The following is a 19413-nucleotide window of genomic DNA, read 5'->3' as shown; positions in this document are numbered from 1 at the left end:
GCGTGGCAAGGTATTTGCGGTCCCACTTTTCTCGAAACGCTGCGAGTCAGCACTTCACCAACACGGCCCCTGTGCGTCCACCCGCCTCCACCATCGCGTGGGCTGCCGCCGCCTCTTCCAAGGCAAACACATTGGGCGCATCCAGCTTCAAAGCCCCATCTGCGAAAGCCCCATGCAACCGCGCAATCGCCGCCTCTCGCTCCGCCAGTGGCAGGATATAGATCAGCGAGATATCCAGCTTCAGTGCCTTAAAAAGCATCGGTCCAAACGGCATTTCAGGTGCCATATCCTTGGCCGATCCATAGGCTGCAATTGTGCCCAAAGGCTTCATCACCTCGGTCAGCAACGGCAGGTTTGGCCCAAGCTCAACCTCCACCGCGCGATCCACACCGTCGCACACGGCCAATATATCCGCCGCCAATGTCGGGCTGGCATAATCGAACACATGTGTCGCGCCCGCCGCCGTCACGCGCGCCATGTCACGCGCCCCGCAGGTCGCGATCACCGTCGCCCCGCCCCAGGCCGCCAGTTGCACCGCAAGATATCCAACCGAGCCGCCGCCGCCGGACACCAGCACCGTTTGGCCAACCACATCGCCACTGCCAAACACCGTCTGCGCCGCCGTCAGCCCCGGAATGCCCATCACTGCGCCGTCCTCAAGCGACACGCCATCCGGCAAAGCCACCGCCTGCTCTGCGGGTACGGCGATGCACTCTGCACAGGTGCCAAACGGCCGCTGCCATTGCCCGTTCCACAGCCACACCCGCTCGCCCATACGCGCTGGGTCAACACCATCGCCCACCGCCTCAATCACGCCAGCCCCATCGCTGTGCGGCACAATCACTTCAAACGGCGGCTTGGTCACGCCCGGCCGCGCCCCGCTGCGCGCCTTGCAATCAGACGGGTTCACACCCGAATAGGCCACCCGCACCAACACCTCGCCAGCGCCCGCCGTTGGCGTTGCCAAATCCTCAACTTTCAATACATCTCGCGCTGGCCCAAAGCCTCGCCACGTCACTGCTTTCATGACACATCCTCCCTGCTTGCACCCATGCTGTCACAGGCCCAAATCAAGGACAATTGCTCTCAGAAAACTTTGACCCAGCGTCGCGCTCAGGTCCGGCGCAGGCGGATCACCACGTCGATCTTGGAAATCTCCGCACCCTCAGGCGCACCGGGCAGCCGGGAAATCTCCAGCTCTTCGGCGGGCGCATCGGTCAGCACACGATCATCTTCCCAGAAGAAATGCGGATGATCGCCAGTGTTGGTGTCAAAATAGCTCTTGGAGCCATCCACCGTGATCTCCTGCATCAACCCCGCGTCACAAAACGCCCGCAGCGTGTTGTATACCGTGGCCAAAGACACGCTATCGCCATGTTCGCGCACCGAGGCAAACAGGCTTTCCGCCGTCACATGTCTGTCCTGGCCATCCCCTTTAAGCAAAGCCGCCAGCGCCACACGTTGCCGTGTTGGGCGCAATCCAGCAGATGCGAGCCATTGGGTGCCGTTGCGAAGTGCCTCAGTGGTCATAAGTCTTATCCTGTGCGTCAGCTGCATATTTAGCGCAAACCACACCCCAAATTCAAATGAAAATGAGTCGCAAACATTTACTGCGGCCCAGCGCACCACGCCGACTGTTGCCTTGCAGGACCACGCTGGCAGATGATACAGCAGGCAAAAGCAACACCAAAATGACAAGGGACCTCCCAGAATGGCCGACTATCCCACGAGCTTTGACAAAGACGACCTGCTGAAATGCGCCCGTGGCGAATTGTTTGGTCCTGGCAACGCCCAACTGCCAATGCCCCCCATGTTGATGATGGACCGCATCACCGACATCTCTGCAGACGGCGGTGAGTTTGGCAAAGGCCACGTGCTTGCAGAATTCGACATCACTCCGGACCTGTGGTTCTTTGATTGCCACTTCCCGGGCAACCCAATTATGCCCGGCTGTCTTGGCCTTGACGGCCTGTGGCAGTTGACCGGCTTCGGCCTCGGCTGGCGCGGCATGCCTGGCAAAGGCATGGCGATGGGCGTGGGCGAAGTGAAGCTCAAAGGCATGGTCAAACCGGACCGCAAGATGCTGACCTACAATGTGCAATACACCCGCATCATCGACCGCAAGCTGAAGCTCGGCGTCGCCAACGGCACCGTATTCGCAGACGGCGAAGAGATTTATGCGGTCAAAGACATGAAGGTTGGTCTGGCAGCTGAGTAAGCTTAGCAGAACAATTTCAGAATAATCTAAAAGCTCCCGAAGGTCTCTTCGGGAGCTTTTTTGTTTACAGTTCGAAATGTCAGCTATGCGCAGGAAACGGACTTTGTACAGCATCAAGATCCAACGGTTTCCAGTTTCGGCCATAGAATCCCAGGCTGATCGACAACGCCTCCAAACCTGACTCTGACGCTTGGAAACAGCGGTAAACGGGGCAGAGCTTTCGTTTTTTAATACCTTGCCACATGCCATCCAATTTTCCGATCGCCTCCGGCGGCCGCACTGTTGGCTCGCTTGATTTGCTCCTTTTGGATTTCTAATGTGGGTGGGAAATCGGATGTTTTGCAAAAGTTCTTGGTTCAACGGATGGCAAAGCTTACCCTTCGGCATTCGCATCTTTTTTAAAGGGCATAGGAATGAAATGCATAACGCTGAAATCAATTTTGTCTTCTTTAATATTACTATTCCCAACAGGAGCATTCACACAGTCGGCTGAAAATCAGGAAAATGAGCTGCTTCAGCCTGAGGAGCTTGAAACGCTTGTCGCTCCCGTTGCGCTTTATCCAGATACGTTGCTTATCCAAGTATTGGTTGCCGCGACCTATCCCCTTGAGGTTGTTAAAGCCGACGTGTTTTTGGACGACAATGCCGACGTGGCTCAAGAGGATTTGAAGCCACTCATCGAAGCCGAAGACTGGGACGAAAGTGTCGAAGTTTTGGCGACGGCATTCCCAGATGTGCTGGAAGATATGGCAGCACATATCGATTGGACCGAGACGGTCGGGAACGCGATGTTGGCCCAAAGCGACGACGTCATGGAAGCGGTCCAAGTCAAACGGCAAGCTGCAAACGACGCTGGCAATTTGGTCAGTGGTGACGAGCAAACCGTTGAAGTAGTTCAGGAAGGTGATACCGACACAATTGTTATCCAGCCGACCGATCCCGAAGTGGTCTATGTGCCTCAATATGAAACAGAGACGGTTTATGTCGAGAACTCTTCTGACGTGGGCGATGCGCTGGCAACCGGCCTGCTGGTCTTTGGCGCTGTAGCCATCATAGATGAGATCTTTGATGACGATGATCATTGGCATGATTATTGGGGGTGTCGCAATTGCGGTGGCTGGAACGGTCAACCAATCGTTCGAAATCCGGACATCGACATTGATATCGACGGGGACGTTAATATCGGGGATCGCAACAACATTGGATGGAAACCCGATGAAGGTCGCCAAAAAGAGGCCCGCGACACAATCGCTCGCAAGCGCGGCAACGACGGTGTGACCACCATGCCGGTGACCAAGCCGGACCGGGGAGACAAGATGCGCGCCGATCTCGCGAAGAAAAGCGGCGCAGCGGATATCTCCAAAAGCAAGAACCCGCGCGCAGGTGTGGAACGCCCCTCAAGCCCGTCGCCTGCCCAGCGTAAAGCGGCTGTAGAGCGGACAAAGAAAACCCAAACTCCGAGGACGAACACACGCCCCAAGGCTCCGAAGGCCAGTGTTGTGCCCAAACGTCAGGCAGCCCCGATCAACGGTGGCGCGATGCAGAAACGCGCGCCATCTCAACGAGCCAAAGCCGGCGCAACGCGTGGCCGGGCTGCCGCCGGCGCGCGCAGAGGGAGATAGTCAAATGAAGGTTACATTCGCACAAGCTCTTACTGGACTTGCAATTGGTTTAGCTGTTCCCATTGCCGCCACAGCGCAATCACCTACGTCTTTCGCCACGCCACAGGCGGCTATAGACGGCATGATGACCGCCCTCCAAGAGGGCGATCAGGATGCAACTTTGCAGGTCTTTGGGGCAGATGCAAAGGATCTCATTTCCACTGGCAACCCAAGGCGCGACGCGGCCAATCGGGCCGAAATTCTCAGCTTGTATCAAGAAGGATACCGCCTTCAGCCAGCCGAGGACGATGGTGTGGTCTTGCTGCTGGGTTCAGAGGGTTGGCCGTTTCCGATTCCGATTGGGAAAGTCGAGGCCAATTGGATGTTTGATGTCGAGGCTGGACGGGATGAGGTATTGTTCCGCCGGATCGGTTTGAACGAGTTGGACGTCATTGAGTTCATGGCAGTGTATGTGGATATCCAAGCCGAATACCGCCTCGTAGATCATGATGGGGATCAGGTTATGGAGTTTGCCCCTTCGTTCTTGTCAAGCGAAGGGACGCGGGACGGGTTGTTTTGGGCCGACGAGGACAGCCCGTTGGGCGCGCGCGTCGCACTTGCCTCTCTTGACGGCTACTCAATTGGCGACACCGATACCGGGGCTGAACCGTTTGGCGGGTACTATTATCGTATTTTGGACAAGCAAAGCGCTGCAGCTCCGGGTGGTGCGCTGAACTATGTCAGCGATGGCAATATGGTGTCTGGACATGCCTTGCTGGCGGTTCCCTCCGATTATGGGAATACGGGCATTCATTCGTTCATGGTTTCGGAAAACGGATTGGTGCTGGAGGCGGACCTCGGCGAAGATAGTTTGGAGAAGGCTTTTGCAATCACAAGCTATGATCCAACGGCAGATTGGCTCCCCGTCAACTTAAGCAATTGATCACAGTGTCAAATGAACACCAATTGCGGTGCAATTCTCCACCGCATCGTAATTGGTGAACTCTGAACGGTTTGCGCGATCATTTGGCCTGGCATGCCAACTTAGTGTGCGTCGCTGATTGCCAATCCTGCCAACATGACACACAGGTTCTTTTTGCGTACTTTGATATCCATTGAATTGAAGATCGAGCGACCCCAGTCCGCGGCGGTTTCAAATTGTGGAGTTTGACGCCTTGAGTGCCACATGCAGGCTTTCTTGAAGGGAAATGCAGAAGTGTGCTTTTGGGGGCTGTTGATTAGATGATCCAGCGGCTTCAACCTATGCATTTGTCCGCGTCGCAACAACGTCGAGGATCACCCAACTCCAAAACCATCCACTGGCAGTTTCCAATGTACTCTATCAAGCTGACATGTGCTCCTACATGTGGATCGTCCTGTCGGCTTAGGGCCGGTAGCTGACCATAGAAGCTGACGCCTGCGCGGGCTGGCTTCTCACACTCCTCCCAAAAAATCACCACACATTACTCACCTTTTCTCATTGTTTCAGCCATAAATAAACGCCCAACATATACTTGACTCTTTCACTGCATTAATGTCATTTGCGCCTAGATCGCGACTCTGATCGCGACACATCCAAGGAGAGACCCATGAAAGTCAGCACACTGACACGGGGTCTTTGCTCCGCTGCCGCAGCAGTGACGTTTTCCGTCACAACCGCCACGATTGCCCTTGCAGAGACCATCACCGTCACCGACGTCGCCGGCCGCGTTGTCGAAGTTGAGAAAAACCCATCCAAAGTTGTGATCGGCGAAGGTCGCATGATCTATTCGATTGCGCTGCTGGATCAGGACAACCCATTTGAGCGCATCGTCGGCTGGAAAGACGACATGGTCAAATATGACCCGGACGCCTACCGCAAATACCTCGCCAAATACCCTGAGATCGCCGATCTGAAGAGCTTCGGCAGCCCCTATTCCGACGAGTGGAACCTCGAAGCTGTTGTGGCGCTTGGCACAGAAGTGGTGTTCATGAACCTCGGCAACCTGCTCAAGGCGCAGGAAAGCGGCATCATTGAGAAACTGGATGAGGCGGGCGTGGCCACAGTCTTTGTCGACTTCCGCCAGAACCCAACTGAGAACACCGTGCCCAGCATTCAGCTGATGGGCCGTATCTTTGACAAACGCGACAACGCTGACGAATTTGGCGATTTCTACCAACTGCAGATGAAACAGATCTACTCTCGTGTGGCGCAGATCCCGGCTGAAGACCGCCCCATTGTCTTCATCGAAAACGCCGCTGGCTATAATCCGAACAAATGCTGCAACACCTACGGTGCTGCCAACCTCGGCCGTCTGGTTGATCTGGCCGGTGGTCGCAACTGGGGCTCCATGAAGTTCCCGGGATTCAAAACCAGCGTCAGCCTGGAGGCGATCTTTGCCGATGACCCGGAAATCATCATCGGCACAGGCGCCAACTGGTCTGAGGCCAACCCGGCCACCACTGCCGTTCTGTTTGGCTACGAAGCAGAGCCTACACAGGTGCAAGAACGCCTTGCTGGTCTCGCCTCCCGCGAAGGCTGGGGCGAACTGTCGGCGGTGAAAAATGGCCGTTTCCACTCGGTCTACCACCAGTTCTACAACAGCCCGTACCACTTCGTCGCCATGCAGGCCTTTGCCAAATGGATGCACCCGGAGCTGTTCGAAGACGTGGACCCAGAAGCATCTATGAAGGAACTGCACGATAAGTTCCTTCCGATCGACTACTCCGGCGTGTTCTGGGGTAGTCTGAAAGTTGGCGGCTAATCCCCCTCGCCAACTCCCGGTTCCGCCTTTTGCGGGGCCGGACACTCTTTTTCCCTCCTCGGAGACCTCCCCCGTGACCCTCGAAGTTGATCCCGCGGCGATCCGCCACGACTATGTCGCCCGCGTGTCCCGCCGTTATGGCGTCATCGCCGCTGTCTTTGGCCTGCTGTGCCTAAGTTTCCTTCTAGACATCACCACCGGACCGGGTGGCTATAGCCTGTCCACCATCGCCGAAGTGCTGGTGGACCCAATGTCCCACGGCGCCCGACTGAAGGTCATTATCTGGGACTACCGCCTGCCCGTCGCCGTCACCGCCGTCCTTGTTGGCGCACTTCTGGCCGTCGCAGGTGCGCAAATGCAGACCATCCTGAACAATCCGCTGGCCGAACCGTTTACATTGGGCGTCTCCGCCGCCGCCAGCTTTGGCGCCTCACTCGCCATTGTAATCGGCTTCAGCGTCATCCCCGCTGTTGGCCCGCTCCTGGTGACCGTAAACGCCTTTGTCTTTGCGCTCTGCACCTGCGGTTTCATCCTGCTCGCCACCCGCCTCAAAGGCGTGGGGTCTGAAACTATGATCCTCTTTGGCATCGCGATCTTCTTCACCTTCTCCGCCTTGCTGGCGCTGATGCAATACATGGCGTCCGAGGATCAAATCGCCCGCATTGTCTTCTGGATGATGGGCTCCCTCAGCCGCGCCAGCTGGGAAAAGATCGGCCTCGGCACAATCCTCTTGTGCTTTGCCATCCCCTTCAGCCTCTACCGCACCTGGCCCATGACCGCCCTGCGTATGGGCGAAGCCACCGCGCAAAGCATGGGCGTGGACGTTGGTCGCCTGCGCGTGGAAATGCTGATCTGCATCTCGCTGCTCGCGGCCACCGCCGTTTCTTTTGTCGGCACCGTGGGGTTTGTTGGCCTCGTTGGGCCACATATCGCGCGTATGCTGGTGGGCGAAGATCAACGCTACTTCGTCCCACTCTCAGCGATCGTCGGCGCGCTGGTGTTGTCGCTGACCTCGCTGATCTCCAAAACCATCACACCGGGCATCATCTACCCCATCGGCATCATCACTTCGCTGATCGGCGTGCCGATCTTCATCTCAATCATCCTCAGCTCACGACGGGAGCGCCTGCAATGACCCTGACCATCGCAAATCTGTCCGCAGGCTATGGCCGCACCACCGTGCTGCACGACGTGACCGTCACCGACATCCCACCCGGGGGCTTTGTGGGCCTCATTGGCCCCAACGCCGCGGGCAAATCCACCCTGTTCAAAACCATCGCCGGGCTAATCACGCCCAGCCAAGGCACGTTGACCATCGCAGGTGAAAACGTCACCCATCTGGGCCGCAAAGACCGCGCCAAACGCGTCGCCTACATGCCGCAAGCCTATGGCTGCAACGCGCTGCTCTCAGTGTTTGAAAGCGTGCTGCTTGCCCTCAAGCAGACCACCGGCTGGCGTGTAAACGACGACAACCTAGACCGCGTGTCCGACACATTGCACGCCCTCGGCCTGGCCCACCTCGCCAACCGTGGCGTGGCGGATCTCAGCGGCGGTCAGGCACAAATGGTCGCCGTGGCCCAAACCATCGTGCGTGCGCCGGATGTGATCCTGCTGGATGAACCCACCAGCGCGCTTGATTTGCACCACCAGCTTTCCATCCTGACCTCGATCCGCAACGAGATAGACCGCAAAAAGCCCGTGGTGATGGCCGCCCTGCATGACCTCAACCTCGCCGCCAAATTCTGCGACCGCCTCGTGCTCCTGCGCGACGGCGCCATTCTGGCGGACGGCAAACCCGAGCACATCCTTGCCCTGCCCCAAATTGAAGAAACCTACCGCGTCCTGACCGATCTGGAGCGCACCCAGCGCAATGTGCTTTATGTGGATGCAAGGTTGGCACACCAGGGAACACCGGGACCCACTCACCATTAAGTGACACATGGGATGAATCCTTGATGCATCGCCATATTGCCGTACTCTCGAGAGGCAATGGTGCGAACAGCGAAGGACATCCCATGACACACCTCACAGGTCACTGCCTCTGCGGCGAAATCTCATTTGAAGCGGACGGCGACGTGCCGGTCATGGCCAATTGCCACTGCACCGCTTGCCGTCACTCAACCGGCAGCGCTTATGCAACCCTGATGTTCATGAAACAGGATGATGTGAAGATCACCGGCACGCCCAAAACCTTCTCACACGGATCGGATGCGGGCACCACAATGACCAAACACTTCTGCGCCACTTGCGGTACACCCCTGTTTACCCAGAATTCTGCACGCGAAGGCATGCTGGGCATCCGCGCCGGTAACATCAAAGAACATCAAGAGTTTGCCCCGAAAGTGAACGTCTACGTGTCCAGCAAATTGGACGCCACAGTTCTAGAGGACGGTCTTCCCGCATTTGAAAAGATGCCAGGCTGAAACTGCGCCGCTACCGGCCTCCAACACCGAGGCTGGCGGCGGCATCAACAGACGGGCCACAAAATTCCCGCCCCTAGGCGACCTGTCGCAACGCCCTACCTTGCGCCGCCCCCCCTTCATCCCCTACATAGTGCTCAACAAACTAAGGGAGAGCGCACATGCGTCGCGTCGTCGTTACCGGACTGGGTATCGTATCCTCGATTGGCAACAATGCCGAAGAAGTCACCGCCTCGCTGAAAGCGGGCAAATCCGGCATTTCCGCCAATGCCGAAATGACCGAGCACGGCTTCCGCAGCCAGGTTGCCGGTCACATCGACATCGACATCAAAGAACAGGTCGACAAACGCACGCTGCGTTTCATGGGGCCCGGCGCGGCTTACGCTCATATCGCCATGCAACAGGCCATTGCCGATGCCGGTCTCTCTGACGATCAGGTTGTGAACGAGCGCACCGGACTTGTGGCGGGCTCTGGTGGTCCTTCCACTTCGGCGATGCTGGTGGCACACCAGACCGTAGCCAAAACTGGCGCAACCAAGCGTATCGGGCCTTTCGCGGTGCCTAAATGCATGAGCTCCACGATTTCCGCCAACCTGGCAACTGCCTTTAAAATCAAAGGCATCAACTACTCTATCACCTCCGCCTGCTCCACCTCCCTGCACTGCATCGGTAACGCGGCAGAGCAGATCATGATGGGCAAACAGGACGTGATGTTTGCCGGTGGCGGCGAAGAACTCGACTGGACTCTCTCTTGCCTGTTTGACGCCATGGGCGCGATGAGCAGCAAGTACAACGACACCCCGGAAAAAGCCTCCCGCGCCTTTGACGCGGACCGCGACGGCTTTGTCATCTCTGGCGGCGGCGGCATTGTGGTTCTGGAAGACCTCGAGCACGCCCTGGCCCGTGGTGCAAAAATCTACGCCGAGGTCACCGGCTTTGCCGCAACATCTGACGGTCACGACATGGTGGCCCCTTCCGGAGAAGGCGGCGAACGCGCCATGCGTCTGGCCACAGCCACACTGCCAGAAGACCGGAAAGTCAGCTACATCAACGCCCACGGCACCTCCACGCCTGTTGGCGATGTTGGCGAAGTTGAGGCCGTGCGCCGCGTCTTTGGCGAAGGCACCACACCACCAATCTCATCCACCAAATCCATGACCGGCCACGCCCAAGGCGCGGCAGGCGCATTGGAAGCGATTTTCTGTCTTCTGATGCTGGATGGGGATTTCATCACGCCGTCGATCAACGTGGAGAACATGGACCCGGCGATCAACCCGGGCGAAGTGGCCACTGATCTGGTCGAAAACGCCGGTCTGGACACGGTGATGACCAACAGCTTTGGCTTTGGCGGCACCAACGGCTCGATGCTGCTGTCCAAATACCGCGGCTAAACAAAGCCTCGACATGCAAGCTTTCTGAAATGCCCCCACCCGGGGCATTTCGCATTTCTGGGGTCAGGCCTGCGCCGCCTTGAGTTCTGCCCCAATCGCTTCCAAAATCTCTGCCGCACCACCAGACCGCACCCGCGCCACGCCGGTGCCCGCCCACTGCGCGCCAAAGCCTGTCTCACCGGCTGCCTTCGCCGCCGCATTCAGCGCCTTGCCCGCATCATAAGTCACCGGATAGTCCGGCACCTTTGCGTGCAAGCCCTGCCCCAACTTTACAAAATCATTCCGCATACAGCGCGCCGCACGCCCTGAAATACTTGTGGTCAGCACCGGCGGCCCCTGCTCTGGGTCCCGCAACGCCGCGCGGTAAGCCGTATCTGCCGCTGACTCCGTGCAATCCAGAAACGCGGTGCCCAGCTGCACCGCCGCAGCCCCACGCGCCAAAGCCCGCGCTGCATCCGCGCCATCCATCAGGCCACCTGCCGCAATCACCGGCAGCTCACAACGCGCAGCCAACCGCTCCACCAGAGCCAGCGTCGGCAGAGCCTCATCTTCAACATCCGGATCAAACGCGCCGCGGTGGCCTCCTGCCTCAATGCCCTGCGCCACAATTGCATCCACACCTGCCGCTTCACAGGCCCGCGCCTCGGCCACGTTTGTGGCACTGGCAAACACCAGATTGCCAGCCGCCTGCAATTCCGCGATCCACGCCTTCTCCGGCAGGCCAAAGTGCAGACTCACCACCCCAGGCACTTCCTCGATCAACATGTCACACATCGCCCGATCCACGACAAAGCTGCGGTAAATCTCATGCAGCGCCTCCGGCGGCTTGGTCCCAAACTGCGCAAAAGTCGGTGCCAACGCAGCCAACCAATCGGCCTCCACATCCGCATCCCGCAGCGCAGGTGCGTGGCAAAACACATTGGCATTAAACGGTCGATTGGTCTGCGCCCGCGTTGCGCGCACCATCTCCCGTGCCCCTTCCACGCCCGCGGCCCCAAGGCCCAGCGCGCCGAGACCACCGGCAGTGCTCACTGCCGCCGCCATCTGTGGCGTCGACACCCCCGCCATGGGCGCCTGAAACAGTGGCCACCTGAGTCGCAAAATTGAACAAAAATCCATGAAAACCGCCTCCCAGCACACAAGCTAGCGCAGCTTTGGCAAAAGAAAAGCGCCCAAAAACACATATACGGCACATTTTTTCTCCAGGGATCAGCGGCAGCAGCGCGAAATACGCAAACTATATCAGAATGCTAAGAGTTCCCGGCCTGCAATCGCTCAAAAAGCAGGCATATCCTGCCCAAAATTACCGCTTGGAGAAAACGCAGGCGCGCCCCTATGAAACGCAATCACGTCCCCCACCACCTCTGGACTTCGCACTATGCACTTCGTCGCTCTCTTGATCGCCGGTCTAGGCGTGTTGCTTCTTGTCTATCTCTCCAGCGTCTCAACCGCGTCCAAACCGCGCCTGAACCGCGCGGAACCCTTGCTTGTAATTTTGAGTTTGGTGGCGATTTTTTGGGCGTTGCAATCAACTGTGTCTGACGGTGCGCAATCTCCAATGCGGAACCATTCGCACTCGATGTTGCACGATCTCTTTTTTGAGAACCACTGCGCAAGCCATCTGGGTGGCACAGTGCGTCTGGCAGGCAGTATAGTCTATTGCATCCGTGATGACTTCGCTACTGATCAAACGCAACGGCCAAGCGACGTGCCGCACTGACCCCTCCAACTGTTTAGCCAAGCTCAGACCCTGCACAAACCAGTTCCAACCACCCCCGTAGGAACGCAAATCATCTCAGGCTCCAAAAATTTTACCATCAAATCAAATACCTACCGCTGGCATTCAAAAACCACATATCTGCTACGTTAAAAAATCATGAATAAAGGGCTTGGCGCAAACCCAACGCCCCTACTATACGGCGCCAAATTACTGTCTTCTGTATTCTGGATATCTGTATAAATGCAGTTTCAACCGCTCATTTTCGCCCTTGGCGGCTTAGGGGTTTTGGTCTTGCTGGCTGGCAACACTCTGAACGCTCGTCCCCGCCTTAAAAAGGCGGAACCTTTGTTTGTGGCCACAAGTCTCGTGATTGTTTTCATCGCGCTGCAAAGCACCGTTACAGGCAGCGCGGAACCGTCATTCGGAATGCGGGCGAAATCCATGTTGCATGAGTTCTATTTCGAAAAGCACTGTCATAATCGGCTTGGCGGCCAAGTGGTTTTGACCAATAGTTTGGCAACCTGTAAACGCGGCGATTTCATTGTGGATCAACAAAGCCGCACTCCTTGAACCCATAAAAAAACCCGCCGACACCGGCGGGCTTTCGACACTTCCGCAACCAATCCACAGATCAGTTGATAGACACCAACTCAATTGCGAAGGTCAGGTCTTTGCCAGCCAGCATGTGGTTGACATCCAGCTTCACCACCTCGTCCGTGATCTCGACCACGGTCACAGGCATCACCTGACCGGTAGGGGACTGCATCTGCAACTGCAGGCCAATTTCCAGCGGGATCTCTGCCGGGATCTGTTCCCGTGGCACATCCTGAATGGCTTCTTCATGGCGTGGGCCATAAGCCTGATCCGCAGGAATCTCCGCGACTTTTTTCTCTCCCACAGTCATGCCATCTACAGCGGTATCAAACCCCGGGATCACCTGACCGGACCCCAGTGTAAATTCCAGCGGATCACGCCCTTCAGAGCTGTCAAAGGTGGAGCCGTCGCTCAAGGTGCCGGTGTAGTGGATGCGGACGGTATCGCCCGATTTTGCTGCGGTCATAAAGTGTCCCATCTGTCAGCTTGCCCCGACCCTTCCAGCCGGCTTGAGCGGCGCACCCTATAGGCCTCACGTCTATTTGTAAAACAGGCCTTTTCGCCCCGCCCCAAACCTGCCACTCTGCCTCCAAATCGGGAGGAAACGATGGCCACCACAACCTTTGTCTTTGATGCCTACGGCACGCTTTTTGACGTCTCTGCGGCCGCCCGCGAACTTGCCGCAGAGCCAGGCCGCGAAGAATTTGCCAAACACTGGCCCAAGGTGGCGGAAGTCTGGCGCGCAAAACAACTGCAATACACCTGGATCCGCGCCATCACCAATGCCCACACCGATTTCTGGGAGGTCACGCAAAACGCCCTCGACAACGCGCTGGACGTGGTGAAACTCAACGCGCCGGAGCATCGGGAGTTGCGCGAACGCCTGCTGCAACTCTACTGGGAGCTCAGCGCCTATCCCGAAGTTCCCAAAGCCCTGCAAGAGCTCAAAGACGCGGGCATGAACACCGCCATCCTGTCCAATGGCTCCCCCAAGATGCTCGATGGCGCGGTGCAAAATGCCGGCATTGGCCACCTGTTGGATGATGTCCTAAGCGTCGAGGACGTGGGCATTTTCAAACCCGCGCATCAAGTCTACGAGCTGGTCACCAAACGCTTTGAGTGCCAACCACAAGAGGTGATTTTTGTCTCCTCCAACGGTTGGGACGCCGCCGGTGCTGCTGGCTTTGGCTTCCGCTCTTGCTGGGTGCATCGCAACAGCGGCGAACAGGTGGATCGCCTGCCCTGGAAGCCTGAATTTGTGTTGACCGATCTGAAATTTGTTCCTGATTTGCTGAGACTGTAAATGCCTCATTTCACCACCTCTGACGGCCTGTCGCTCTATTTTGACGACACCGGCGGACCTGGCACCATTGTGCTCTGCCTCTCCGGCCTGACCCGCAACGCCAGTGATTTTGACTACGTGCTCCCTCACCTAAAAGACACCCGCGTGATCCGTATGGACTACCGCGGCCGCGGCCAATCGGATTGGGCCGAAGACTTCACCACGTACAATCTCGCGCGCGAAGCCCAAGACGCTTTGGAACTGCTCGACCACCTTGGCATCGGCAAAACCGCGATCCTTGGCACTTCGCGCGGCGGCCTTATCGCACTCACGCTGATGGAAATGGCCCCAGACCGCCTCACTGGTGTCTGTTTCAACGACGTGGGACCGGTGATCGAAACTGACGGCCTGGAAGTCATCCTTGTCTTCATTGGCCGCAAGCCTGTCTGGACCACCCGCGCCGAGGCCGCCGAGGCCCTTGCCACCCGCCTGCCCGGTTTCCACAACGTCCCGGCCAGCCGTTGGGAAGAAGAGGCCGCGCACCACTTTGTCGAAACCAACGATGGCCTCAACATCAACTACGACCCCAAACTGCGCAACGCTGTGCTGACCGAATTTGATCCCAAAGCCCCCGCAGGTGACCTATGGCCTCAGTTTGACAAGCTGAAAGGCCGCCCTCTTGCTGTCCTACGCGGTGAGAACTCCGACATTCTCAGCAAAGAGACCCACACCGAAATGCAGACCCGCGCGCCGATATTGGCCGCCGAAGCCAAAGATCGCGCCCATGTGCCCTTCTTGGACGAACCGGAATGCCTTGACGTGCTGCACCAATGGATCGCGCAACTGCCTAACGGAGAGCCCGCATGAACATCGACATGATCCGCGCCGCCGCTTTGCGCATCCAAGGCCAGGCCCGCGTCACGCCCATGCTGACCTCGCCCTTCTTGGACGAAATCGCGGGACGTCGCGTGTTGGTCAAAGCCGAATGCCTGCAGCACACCGGCTCCTTCAAATTCCGCGGCGGCTGGTCTGCGGTCTCTGCCATGGACGAAGCCACCCGCAAACGCGGTGTGATCGCCTTCTCCTCCGGCAACCACGCCCAAGGAGTAGCTGCCGCCGCCACCGCCCACGGCGCGCCGTCGGTGATCATCATGCCGCAAAACGCCCCGAAGCTGAAAATCGACAATACCCGCGCGCTCGGCGCCGAAGTGGTGCTCTATGACCGCGCCGGTGGCGAAAGCCGCGAAGAGGTTGGCAACAAGATCGCCGAGGAGCGCGGCCTGACGCTAATCCGCCCTTATGACGAGCCGCAGGTGATCGCGGGCCAAGGCACCGTGGGTCTAGAAATCGTGGCTCAAGCCGCCGAGCGTGGCGTGACCTCCGGCGACGTGATTGCCTGTTGCGGCGGCGGTGGGCTGACCTCTGGAATTGCGCTGGCCTTGGAGGCCGAAGCCCCCAACATGCGCGCGCGACCGGCCGAGCCCGAAGGCTTTGATGACACCGCCCGCTCTCTGGAAACCGGCAGCATCCAACGCAATGCCAATGAAACCGGCTCCATTTGTGACGCCATCATCACGCCCCAGCCCGGCAACCTCACTTTCCCAATCCTGCAGCGTTTGGTTGGCCCCGGCTTTGTCGTGAGTGAAGACGAGGTGCTGCAGGCCATGTCCCTCGCCTTCAAACGTCTGAAAATCGTCGCCGAACCCGGCGGCGCCTGCGCCCTCGCAGCCGCGCTGTTTCATGGCGACAAAATCGAAGGCGACGCTGTGATCGCTGTCTGTACCGGCGGCAATGTCGACGCCGATGTCTTTGCCGATGCTCTTAAAAGGTTCCCGTAGATGACCAATTTCACCATCGCCTCTTTCAACGTGAAAAACCTGATCGGTCCAAATCAGGAATATTACACCTTCCAATCTTACACACCCGAGGAACACGCCTGGAAGGAAGACTGGACCGCCTCCCAGCTCTTCTCCATGGACGCCGACATCGTGGGCTTTCAGGAGATCTTTGACGAACCCTCCCTGAAATCTGTGATCGCAGAGGCTGACCGCATTGGCGAGGAATCCAACGCCGCGGTGATTCCCGACAAATCCAAGCGCTACCACCGCAAGGCCATCTTCCGCAAACTCGGATACACGCCCTATGGCGACGGCGGCCTGTTTGTCGCGCCCAATGCGAACGACTCTGGCGAGCCGGGCAACCGCCGCCCCGGTGTCGCCATCCTATCACGCTACGGATTTGCTGAGCCCCCCGAGATCATTCAGGACCTCGACACGCCCGTCGAAATCCCCTTCCAAGGGCTGGACGGCGACGACTCCGGTGCCTTTGTGCTACGCCGCACCTCCCGCCCAATCCTGAAGGCGCGCATCCCCGTGGGCGATCAGGTCATCACAGTCTTCAATTGCCACCTCAAATCCAAACTGGGCGAGTTCACCCGCGACGCCGAAGGTAAAGCGGCGGAAGCCGACCTTACCAACTACGACCCACTAGGCCGCGCCATGGGCGCCATGCGCGCCGCCCTGCGCCGCATGGCCGAAGCCTGGGTCCTGCGCCGCGCCATTGTCGACGAGCTCAACCGAGGCCGCCCGGTCATGGTGCTGGGCGACTTCAACGACGGCGAGCATGCGGTCAGCTCCGAAATCATCTCTGGCGAAGTGCCCTTCCGCAACTACAGCTGGATGCTGCGCCACGACGCTAAACATGCCAACGACCGCTACACCCGAAAAGAAAACGACGCCATCCAAGACGCCGTCACCTCCGTCCGCCTGACCTCTGCCGAAGCCTTGTTCACCCGCAAGTCCCTGCGCGACATGGTCTACACCACGGCGTTTGGAGGGGTTTACGAAAGCATCGATCAAATCTATCTCAGCCGGCACTTCCACCCGGACAACGCGGACCGCCTCGGCGACATGGAATACTTCAGCGTGCTCAACGACCATCTCACCGATGGCAGCCACGCCGAAGCGCCCTATAACAAACTCGCCTCTGACCACGGGCAAATCATGGCCCACATCCGCCTCAAAACTGACAACCAAGACTGACCATGCCAACCGCCACGCTCAACCAAATCAAAACCCACTACCGCGACGAAGGTGACCCCAACGGCGCGCCAGTGCTTTTCATCAACTCGCTCGGCACCACGCTGCATCTCTGGGACCCGATCCTGGAGCATCTGCCCGACGGCCTGCGCATCCTTCGCTATGACATGCGCGGCCATGGCGAAAGTGACGTGCCGCCCGCGCCTTATTCCATGGGTGCGCTGGTGAAAGACGCCGAAGCCCTTCTGGAGCACCTCAACGTCAAAGACGCACTGGTGGTCGGCCTGTCGATCGGCGGCATGGTCGCGCAGGGCCTCGCGGTGAAACGCCTCGATCTGGTGCGCGCCATGGTGCTCTCCAACACAGCTGCCAAAATCGGCTCCCCCAAGATGTGGCAGGACCGCATCGACATGGTCACTTCCAAAGGCCTGCCCGCCATGTCGGACGACATCATGCTGCGCTGGTTCTCACGGGACTTCCAAACCCAGCCAGAACTTGCCCACTGGAAAGCCATGTTGGAAAGCACCCCAACGGAGGGCTACGCGGGCTGCTGTGCCGCCATCCAAGGCACCGATTTTTACACGCCCACCTCTGGTCTGCGCCTGCCCACCTTAGGCATTGCCGGATCCGAGGACGGCGCCACGCCACCTGATCTGGTGCGCGAAACTGTGGAGCTGATCCCCGGCGCACGTCTAGAACTACTGCGCCGCACCGGCCATCTGCCTTGTGTAGAGAAACCCGCCGAATACGCCGCACTGCTCACGGATTTTATGAAAGAAACCGGCCATGTCTGACATTCTATTGGTACACGGCTCCTGCCACGGCGCATGGTGTTATCGCGACCTGATCCCGGCCCTCGAAGCGCTGGGCCACTCCGCCCGCGCCATCGACATGCCGTCGCACGGCGAAGACACCACCCCGGTGGCAGACGTCACACTGGACAGTTGCGCCCAGTCCATCATCGACGCTTTGGGAGAAGATACCGTTGTCTTGGGTCACAGCTGGGGCGGCTTCCCAATCACCCGCGCCGCTGACCTCGCCCCCGGTCGCATCGCCCGCCTGATCTACCTCTGCGCCTATACCCCGTGGGACAATCACTCCACCATCGACATGCGCATTGCCGCGCCACGCCAACCGCTGATGCAGGCCATCAAGCGCCACGAAGACGGGCAAAGTTACACCTTCGAGCCCGCCAAGGTCCGCGACGCTCTGTACCACGATTGCCCCCCGGGCACCGAAGACTATGCATTGGCCCATCTGTCACCGCAGTCCATTGCTGCACAGCAGACCAAAATCACGCTGGGCGACGGCCACCGCCAAACCCCACGCAGCTACATTCGCTGCAGGGATGACCAGGCCATCCCACCGGAGTTTCAGGTCACCATGACCAAGGACTGGCCTTCCGCAGACGTTTATGAGATTCCCACAAGCCACTCCCCCTTCTTTGCCGATCCCACCGGCCTCGCCGCCCTGATCGACCAAATCCTGAAAGACTGACGACAGAAAGACCGCGCCTATGACCGCCTCTGTTTTTGACAGCCCGATGTTCACCAAACTCTACCCGGTGGGCGAGGCTGGCCGCCTGTTTACTCACAGCGCCGAAATCCGCGCGGCTTTGCTGGTGCTGGGCACTTTGGCAAAGGTCCAGGGCACCCGGAGCGACATCCCTGAAGACAGCGCCTTCTTTATCCATCGCAGTTCGATGGAAGTGCAGATCGACCCCGCGGGACTGGCCGATGGCGTCGCCCAAGATGGCAACTACATTCCCGCTTTGGTCGCGGCTTTTGACAAAGCCATGGAAGCCCCCGAGCACAGCCAGCACCTGTTGCATAACACCGATCCGCAAGACGTGGCCGACACCGCGCTCATGCTGCGCCTGCGCCAGCTTCTGACCTTGACGGAAACCGCCCTCACCACCCTGCCAGACAGCGACCGCCGCGCGGCCTTGCTATCTGACTTGCCAGCGATCCGGGAAACCTGTCTGCGTGTTGCTTTCACCGCCGCGCCCGACATTGGCGCCGCCATCGCAGACACCCTCAAACTGGGCGCACCTCAGGATCCACGCAGTGCAATTCGCACCATTGCCAACTGGCTCACCTTGACGGCGGATTTGGCGGCAGAGGCCGCGCCCAATACCCCAACCAACGGAGCTCTACGCGCGCACCTGATTGGTCTCAACGCGCTGTTTCAAGACACCGCGGACATTGCCAGCGAACCGCTTTACCTGCCGCAAATCGCCCTCAGCAGCCAGTCGCTTTTGGTGCAAGCGACCGCCACCTGATCCACAAAATGCCGTGACGGAAGACTTGTAGTGGTGCCCACGCTGGGACAGCTTGCGGCCCGACGGCACGGCATGGATCGCGCTCTGCCATTCAGACGGAGCAATATGTGTGTGCGGCCAAGTA

21 protein-coding genes are annotated in these 19413 nt (G+C 58.6%); 17 read left to right on the top strand and 4 right to left on the bottom strand.

What is annotated here, in order from left to right; all coding sequences use genetic code 11:
- Positions 1 to 46: 46 nt before the first annotated feature.
- Positions 47 to 1027, bottom strand: coding sequence for an NADPH:quinone reductase (locus tag JXR15_RS14895; protein WP_422054000.1), 981 nt, complete (start codon positions 1025 to 1027; stop codon positions 47 to 49).
- Positions 1028 to 1113: 86 nt separating this feature from the next.
- Positions 1114 to 1530, bottom strand: coding sequence for an iron response transcriptional regulator IrrA (gene irrA / locus JXR15_RS14890; RefSeq protein ID WP_422053999.1), 417 nt, complete (start codon positions 1528 to 1530; stop codon positions 1114 to 1116).
- Between the two features lie 181 nt (positions 1531 to 1711).
- Between irrA and fabA the strand changes: the two genes are divergently transcribed.
- The 8 genes from fabA (at position 1712) to fabB (ending at position 10374) form a co-directional block, all read left to right on the top strand.
- Entirely contained in the window at positions 1712 to 2218 is a 507-nt protein-coding gene (fabA, locus tag JXR15_RS14885; RefSeq protein WP_422053998.1) for a bifunctional 3-hydroxydecanoyl-ACP dehydratase/trans-2-decenoyl-ACP isomerase, read from the top strand.
- 413 nt (positions 2219 to 2631) lie between these two features.
- Complete coding sequence (locus JXR15_RS14880) at positions 2632 to 3840, top strand: DUF3300 domain-containing protein (protein ID WP_422053997.1); 1209 nt, start codon at positions 2632 to 2634, stop codon at positions 3838 to 3840.
- Positions 3841 to 3844: 4 nt separating this feature from the next.
- Positions 3845 to 4762, top strand: coding sequence for a DUF2950 family protein (locus tag JXR15_RS14875; RefSeq protein ID WP_422053996.1), 918 nt, complete (start codon positions 3845 to 3847; stop codon positions 4760 to 4762).
- A 646-nt stretch (positions 4763 to 5408) separates the two neighbouring features.
- Complete coding sequence (locus JXR15_RS14870; RefSeq protein ID WP_422053995.1) at positions 5409 to 6563, top strand: ABC transporter substrate-binding protein; 1155 nt, start codon at positions 5409 to 5411, stop codon at positions 6561 to 6563.
- A gap of 73 nt (positions 6564 to 6636) precedes the next feature.
- Positions 6637 to 7698 (top strand): FecCD family ABC transporter permease, encoded by a 1062-nt coding sequence (locus JXR15_RS14865; RefSeq protein ID WP_422053994.1) that lies wholly within the window; start codon positions 6637 to 6639, stop codon positions 7696 to 7698.
- Positions 7695 to 8495, top strand: a complete 801-nt coding sequence (locus JXR15_RS14860) for an ABC transporter ATP-binding protein (protein ID WP_422053993.1) — start codon at positions 7695 to 7697, stop codon at positions 8493 to 8495. Before JXR15_RS14865 ends, JXR15_RS14860 begins: the two co-directional genes overlap by 4 nt.
- Positions 8496 to 8578: 83 nt before the next feature.
- Positions 8579 to 8986 carry a GFA family protein gene (locus JXR15_RS14855; RefSeq protein ID WP_283427539.1) on the top strand — a complete coding sequence of 136 codons (408 nt, stop codon included), beginning with the start codon at positions 8579 to 8581 and terminating at the stop codon, positions 8984 to 8986.
- Between the two features lie 158 nt (positions 8987 to 9144).
- Positions 9145 to 10374: a beta-ketoacyl-ACP synthase I gene (gene fabB, locus JXR15_RS14850; protein WP_422053992.1), complete on the top strand. Its 1230-nt coding sequence runs from the start codon at positions 9145 to 9147 to the stop codon at positions 10372 to 10374.
- Positions 10375 to 10437: 63 nt separating this feature from the next.
- On the opposite strand, the gene JXR15_RS14845 is transcribed toward fabB, so the two are convergent.
- Positions 10438 to 11493 carry an NAD(P)H-dependent flavin oxidoreductase gene (locus tag JXR15_RS14845; protein ID WP_422053991.1) on the bottom strand — a complete coding sequence of 352 codons (1056 nt, stop codon included), beginning with the start codon at positions 11491 to 11493 and terminating at the stop codon, positions 10438 to 10440.
- 259 nt (positions 11494 to 11752) lie between these two features.
- Here JXR15_RS14845 and JXR15_RS14840 point away from each other — a divergent pair, with 259 nt between their 5' ends.
- Together JXR15_RS14840 and JXR15_RS14835 are read left to right on the top strand one after the other, a co-directional pair.
- On the top strand, positions 11753 to 12094 hold the full coding sequence (locus JXR15_RS14840) for a hypothetical protein (RefSeq protein ID WP_422053990.1): 342 nt from the start codon (positions 11753 to 11755) through the stop codon (positions 12092 to 12094).
- Between the two features lie 240 nt (positions 12095 to 12334).
- Positions 12335 to 12664 (top strand): hypothetical protein, encoded by a 330-nt coding sequence (locus JXR15_RS14835; RefSeq protein ID WP_422053989.1) that lies wholly within the window; start codon positions 12335 to 12337, stop codon positions 12662 to 12664.
- A 61-nt stretch (positions 12665 to 12725) separates the two neighbouring features.
- Here JXR15_RS14835 and JXR15_RS14830 read toward each other — a convergent pair whose 3' ends face one another.
- Positions 12726 to 13154, bottom strand: coding sequence for an FKBP-type peptidyl-prolyl cis-trans isomerase (locus JXR15_RS14830; protein WP_422053988.1), 429 nt, complete (start codon positions 13152 to 13154; stop codon positions 12726 to 12728).
- 141 nt (positions 13155 to 13295) lie between these two features.
- Here JXR15_RS14830 and JXR15_RS14825 point away from each other — a divergent pair, with 141 nt between their 5' ends.
- From JXR15_RS14825 to JXR15_RS14795, 7 genes are read left to right on the top strand one after another with little or no spacing between them, the layout of a single operon-like run.
- Positions 13296 to 13991 (top strand): haloacid dehalogenase type II, encoded by a 696-nt coding sequence (locus JXR15_RS14825; protein WP_422053987.1) that lies wholly within the window; start codon positions 13296 to 13298, stop codon positions 13989 to 13991.
- A complete protein-coding gene (locus JXR15_RS14820; RefSeq protein WP_422053986.1) occupies positions 13992 to 14837 on the top strand; it encodes an alpha/beta fold hydrolase in 846 nt (281 codons plus the stop codon).
- Positions 14834 to 15808, top strand: coding sequence for a threonine ammonia-lyase (locus tag JXR15_RS14815; RefSeq protein ID WP_422053985.1), 975 nt, complete (start codon positions 14834 to 14836; stop codon positions 15806 to 15808). The genes JXR15_RS14820 and JXR15_RS14815 overlap by 4 nt, the downstream gene beginning before the upstream one ends.
- Positions 15809 to 17011 carry an endonuclease/exonuclease/phosphatase family protein gene (locus tag JXR15_RS14810; RefSeq protein ID WP_422053984.1) on the top strand — a complete coding sequence of 401 codons (1203 nt, stop codon included), beginning with the start codon at positions 15809 to 15811 and terminating at the stop codon, positions 17009 to 17011.
- 2 nt (positions 17012 to 17013) lie between these two features.
- The gene (gene pcaD, locus JXR15_RS14805; RefSeq protein WP_422053983.1) at positions 17014 to 17802 is read left to right on the top strand and encodes a 3-oxoadipate enol-lactonase; all 789 of its coding nucleotides are present in this window, start codon (positions 17014 to 17016) and stop codon (positions 17800 to 17802) included.
- Positions 17795 to 18505, top strand: a complete 711-nt coding sequence (locus JXR15_RS14800; protein ID WP_422053982.1) for an alpha/beta fold hydrolase — start codon at positions 17795 to 17797, stop codon at positions 18503 to 18505. Before pcaD ends, JXR15_RS14800 begins: the two co-directional genes overlap by 8 nt.
- A 19-nt stretch (positions 18506 to 18524) precedes the next feature.
- Positions 18525 to 19289: a hypothetical protein gene (locus JXR15_RS14795; RefSeq protein WP_422053981.1), complete on the top strand. Its 765-nt coding sequence runs from the start codon at positions 18525 to 18527 to the stop codon at positions 19287 to 19289.
- Positions 19290 to 19413 lie beyond the last annotated feature (124 nt).

Origin of the sequence: Shimia sp., assembly GCF_049116215.1 — a bacterium.
In the GTDB taxonomy this organism is placed as follows: Bacteria; Pseudomonadota; Alphaproteobacteria; order Rhodobacterales; family Rhodobacteraceae; genus Shimia.
Note: the sequence above shows the minus strand (reverse complement) of the source record. Positions and strands in the feature narration are given on the sequence as shown.